Origin of the sequence: Terribacillus sp. 7520-G (assembly GCF_002271665.1) — a bacterium.
GTDB lineage: Bacteria > Bacillota > Bacilli > Bacillales > Amphibacillaceae > Terribacillus.
In genome coordinates, this window is the sequence record NZ_NQFP01000033.1 from 1 (window position 1) to 4,967 (window position 4,967).

Consider the following 4,967-nt stretch of genomic DNA (forward strand, 5'->3'; position numbering starts at 1 on the left):
TTTCGAGCGTAAATAGCGTATTTATAGGGGTTTTTCCGTCTTTTAAGTCCATATAGTCCATTAAAATGATCCAAAAAAATTAATTACGTTAGCATACACGTTAGCAAATGGCACTAGACGAACCTGTACTAGTCATTACCACAAAACAGAACTGATACAGAGATCGACTAAAACTTAAGATGCATCATCGCTGTCGCTATATGTTACATAAATCGGCGGTTTATTCATTTCATCTATTTGCTCGCTGAAGCTGTTCACTAAACCAATGACCTTAAATGAAAACATAGAAGCAATATCAAGATTTTCTCTACGACGTAAAAAGTTCTCTGCTTGTACTGCATCTATGATCTTTCCTTGCTGCCCCTTACTTACAAGGATTGAATTAGCTAAAGAATGGAACTTTTCATCCTCCGCAAAAATCTCTTCTGCAAGTCGGGAGAGTGTGCCTCTTAAATAACTAAAGTCTTCTTCAGGGATTATGGGTTTTGTTAATTTTACAGTAAACTCCGGCATTATATCTCCCTCGCTAAATCAAACATTTTTGAAAGATTTTCTTCTTCTCGAAAAAGTTGTAGTATAGCACTTCGATATCTCTCGACGAAATCACGGCCTGTTGCAACTGACTTTTTCATCCGCTCTATATCTTCATCAAGATGCGAGATATTCAGTCGCGGTATAGTCTCAATGATTCTCACTTCTTTTATTTTCATTAACATATATTTGTGCTCTTCTAACATCGCTGCATAACTTCGCGGACTTGATTCAATGCTACTAATTCCACTAATGATTTTCGATCTTCTACTATTAAAGATGTGGGTTAACTCTTCATAGACAGTCTTTTCTAGATTATTGATATACTGTAGTTTATTTTCTAATGAAACAATTCCTTCATTATAAAATCTTAGTGCAGCAGACATATTAACCTTAATTGGTTTTCCTCCACTCACACCTTCAGAAGTATAGATAACATCCTTGCCCACGTACGTCTTGTTCCCATTCGTACGAGCATTTAATAATTCGTTAATGCTATGACTATCAACTATACTTGCTAAACTATCCAAAATCCCGCTGTCTTTAATATTTTTCATTGCGTCATTATAAGCATTATAGAGATTATAAATTACCATTCCTAAGGCACCATCAGCAGCCAGCTTATCAAGGAACCTACCTTCTTCGTCTGTATCAACATTAAAAGTTAGAGCATTCTGCACGTATTCGAGTTCTTGTGCAAGTTTTGAGATTTCATCAATCATAATTTTCTTTTGTTCTTCCGTTATATAGCCTTCTTCAAAAAGTCTCCCAAAGATAACCTCAGAATTGTCGGTTATTAAGTTAAGCTTATCTATTAGTGGGGGGAGATTACTATCGATTGCTTTAAGTGTTTCATCCACTTCCGACTGATTTAGTAAATACCATTGACCAAGACTTGGAAAGGAATTTATATCTTTTATATAGTCATAATTGACTCCAAGTGTTTGTCGCAGCACTTCAGCAATGCCGCCTTTTTGATCGGCTGAAGCATATACGACTCCTAAATCAATAAATTCTTTCAGTACATCATCCGGAATATCGTCTATAATCGTTTTAATGCCGCTTAATTCTGGGTTAGTATCAAAATATTCAATCTCACCAAGTGCTACTAAGCCGCCTTTTTCTGTAATCCCATAGAGAGGGTCGTCTGTGGAGATGACTTGATGGATATTTACTTTTGATTCTTCGAAGAACTCCTTAGTAAAATTTACTAAATCTTGTTTCGGAATATCGTATATTTCATCTGAAGCTACAATCCCGAATTCTTTATTTACGGCTTCAGCAAATTTATTGTCATACGTGTACTGGGCATATGGTGACACTTGTAATCCATTGATGCCATAAACACTATCATAAGTTCCGTCTGAGATACCTGTGACAGTTCCATTCTGATTCCCAAGAGAATGACCCAAAGCATTCACTTTAACCTCATCGTTAATATTGAAATATCTTTTAGCTTCCAAAGTAAATTCTCTAGCGGCTTGTGCTTGGTCAACAGTCTGTCCTAAGTATCCTCCTTTTATGTTATAAGCCCAGTCAACAAAAGTGTCTGACTGGGTTCCTTGGTTTATTACATATAGCTCTTTCTCTCCTCCTTCTGAAACAAGAAGGGCGGTACCATCATAACCTGTTTTCTCAGGATCAACCGTTTTAGAATCTGATGAATGGAGTACTTCCAAGTCACCATCAAATACCTCTCCAGTTTCTTCTAGATAAATGTATTTAAACTTCTCTTCAAGCTTTGAAGAAGATAAATTTTCATATTCTGTATTAACCAGTCTTAACCACACATCTGTTGAAGTGATCTTTTCCAAAGACATTAATATCATTCATTCCCTTCTTTGAGGAATTGAATAGAGCTTAATATCTCAACTAAAGAGTCTTTTATTGGTTTAGCCTTCGTTTCACATTCTTCATCACTTAAACCTTCCTTACAAACAACAGAAGCGAATATCTGAATCTGTTGATTATTGTCATTCCATACTAAACCAGATAACCCTGGATAAATACCATCTTTATTTTCAGCATATTGTATATGCTGATCACTTTTAACTGACTCTAAGGACTTAAATTCAAGTGTACCGCTACTTCGTGCTGTTATACTCTCTTTGCTGTTCTCTTCACTGCTCATAAAATCATAATAATGTAATTTCACTACAGGTACTGCATCTATCTTATCTCTTTCAGATTTAGGTAAAGAGAGCTCAATCATTTCACTCCCATCATTCTCATCTTTATTGTAGCTTTCTCTAATGACAACCAAATTCTCTGGAAAGTCCATTGTAAAACTGTTCGATCCGGACTTAAATGAGTAGTACCCTTCCTTTGTAGGCTCAGATTTTTGTATAAAGTCACGAGTGAATTCATCCTGAAATGCTGCAACATCCGGTAATTCAGATGAATTCATTTCAGAAGGAGATCCTGACTGTTTATCACCGCCCATACTACACCCTCCTAAAATCAACGTTGTTAAAATAAGAACAATTACGAATTTAGTTCTCACTAAGCCTAACCCCCAATGATGAAGTTGCTTTTGTCTTAAAAAATTATATTAAAAATATCCAGTCATTTCCATAATATTGATATCTAAATAAAAAAACAATACTTAAGTCGAGGTCTGTAAGTCCCTTAAGAGAAATCCCTACAGTACCAAAGTACCGATTCAATCAATAATTTTATACATAAAATAGTTCGAAATCGTGTAGTATACATATCTATTAGCAGCGAAGAAACAAGTAAAGAAGAAATATCAGGATAAATAGAAGATGGATACACAGATATCTCTTAACCAAGTAAATCTCTAGTATTTTTTTCTTTTCTAACTCTACTAAATCCTTGCACTTGTCTTCAGTTGCATATGGTAGTTGTGACTGATAATATCGCTCTATGAGCTTATAGTCGCTATCCACACTCGACTTCATTTCATATATCTGTTGATCCAAATCAGTTCTTTCCAGTCCTCTTCGGGAGCTTTTTGTTTGGAAAATGCAGCTCCTCCTTTACGCAAGGATGGCATATGGTATACCAAATAGCAAAGCAGCAACAATTACAAAGCCTAACATAACAAACCCCTGTGTCTTCCAAAAAGACTTCTTCTCCTCCTTTGATTTAAAAAGAAACCTAGATAGGAAAAAAATTATAAAAGTCAATAATCCCGCAGCTAAAATCGTAATTGATCCCATTAGGAACATCCCCAGAAACCCCTACGTAGCATGAGTTCCGAGCTTTAATTTAGTGATTCCGACTGGTCTCGAACCAGCGATCTCTCCCTGTCAATTTTGTTAAGAATATAAATAGGGTGTCGGCCTTTTGTTTATTAAAGCTTTTTTCTTAGTCCAATTCAGATTGTTTGTGTAATTTAGCAGGTTTTCAAATTCCATCCCGCGTTTTCCATAGTTAATAGCCAAGCAACTCTTCCTCTCTTATCCGTCTGGCGTACATCTTCGCCTGAAAGATTCTCTCCCGTATATACAGATGTTCTAACTCCGGCAGACTCATATCTTTAACAAGCCGGTCGCCTTGTCTGGTAATCCTGAACCTATTCAGCTCCTCAACCAGGAAGGTTTGCCGGTCTTTACCTGCTTTTATTTGTTCGGGTGTAAGTGACTCGGCCGCCTGTGCACTCATTTGTTTCTCCTCTCCAGTTCTGCCTGTACGTTCCGCAGAATCTCTTGTTGTTTGCTTACATATGATTCGATAGGATCGTCCGCAGTCATATGCGTACCGATTCGATAGGCTGCATCTCTACCTAACGTCCGCAGTTGTTCTGCAGACAAATTCTCTAAATCTATCAAATGCTTTTTAAAACAGGTGGTTTACATCGTGGAGAGGTTTTAGGAATAGATATGGATAAAGTATAGACTTTGAAAATAACTGCATCTATATTCGACGATCTGTACAATATACAAAACAGTATGATCTTAGAGTAAAGTCTACAAAACCTGACGAGGAATGAACTGTGACTTTTGATGAGATAACTATGAAAGAAATATCGGCTTACCGAAAAGAGCGTAAACGAGAAATTATGAAAATTCGTGAAGAGTACAAAGGTTATAAAGATGTTTATGGTGAAACGTTAAATCTTCCCTTTGCTCATGCTGATGGTAAACCCTATTCACCGCATACGGCTTCACAATTTTGGCGACGGTTGCTCAATCAGTACAATCTCAAAGATATATCATTCCATGACCTACGCCACTCCTCTGCAACTTATCTACTTAGTAAAGGGTTTAGCGTAAAAGCAATCCAAGAACGATTAGGCCATAAAGATTATAAAACAACAATGAACTTATATGCTCACTTAACTAAAAAGATGGAGAATGAAACAGGAAACGCATTTCTAGAAATACGAACTGGTAAAAGTTAATTTGGTCGGTCGTTATAGAAGATTGCAGAATATAAATCATTAATCACGATACAAAAAGCCTATAACCGCA

7 protein-coding genes are annotated in these 4,967 nt (G+C 36.4%); 1 reads left to right on the top strand and 6 read right to left on the bottom strand.

Features of this window, described 5'->3' with window-relative positions; translation table 11 throughout:
• Positions 1-174: 174 nt before the first annotated feature.
• The 6 genes from CHH53_RS11945 to CHH53_RS17385 form a co-directional block, all read right to left on the bottom strand.
• The gene (locus CHH53_RS11945; protein ID WP_095216367.1) at positions 175-513 is read right to left on the bottom strand and encodes a hypothetical protein; all 339 of its coding nucleotides are present in this window, start codon (positions 511-513) and stop codon (positions 175-177) included.
• The gene (locus CHH53_RS11950; RefSeq protein WP_095216368.1) at positions 513-2,360 is read right to left on the bottom strand and encodes a DUF6792 domain-containing protein; all 1,848 of its coding nucleotides are present in this window, start codon (positions 2,358-2,360) and stop codon (positions 513-515) included. Before CHH53_RS11950 ends, CHH53_RS11945 begins: the two co-directional genes overlap by 1 nt.
• Positions 2,357-2,974, bottom strand: a complete 618-nt coding sequence (locus tag CHH53_RS11955) for a hypothetical protein (RefSeq protein WP_095216369.1) — start codon at positions 2,972-2,974, stop codon at positions 2,357-2,359. Before CHH53_RS11955 ends, CHH53_RS11950 begins: the two co-directional genes overlap by 4 nt.
• 838 nt (positions 2,975-3,812) lie before the next feature.
• Complete coding sequence (locus tag CHH53_RS17935) at positions 3,813-3,911, bottom strand: hypothetical protein (protein ID WP_369819887.1); 99 nt, start codon at positions 3,909-3,911, stop codon at positions 3,813-3,815.
• A gap of 16 nt (positions 3,912-3,927) precedes the next feature.
• On the bottom strand, positions 3,928-4,158 hold the full coding sequence (locus tag CHH53_RS11970; protein WP_095216372.1) for a hypothetical protein: 231 nt from the start codon (positions 4,156-4,158) through the stop codon (positions 3,928-3,930).
• On the bottom strand, positions 4,155-4,307 hold the full coding sequence (locus CHH53_RS17385; RefSeq protein ID WP_158221554.1) for a hypothetical protein: 153 nt from the start codon (positions 4,305-4,307) through the stop codon (positions 4,155-4,157). The genes CHH53_RS11970 and CHH53_RS17385 overlap by 4 nt, the downstream gene beginning before the upstream one ends.
• 182 nt (positions 4,308-4,489) lie before the next feature.
• On the opposite strand from CHH53_RS17385, the gene CHH53_RS11975 reads away from it, so the two are divergent.
• Positions 4,490-4,897 carry a tyrosine-type recombinase/integrase gene (locus CHH53_RS11975; RefSeq protein ID WP_095216373.1) on the top strand — a complete coding sequence of 136 codons (408 nt, stop codon included), beginning with the start codon at positions 4,490-4,492 and terminating at the stop codon, positions 4,895-4,897.
• Positions 4,898-4,967: the final 70 nt, after the last annotated feature.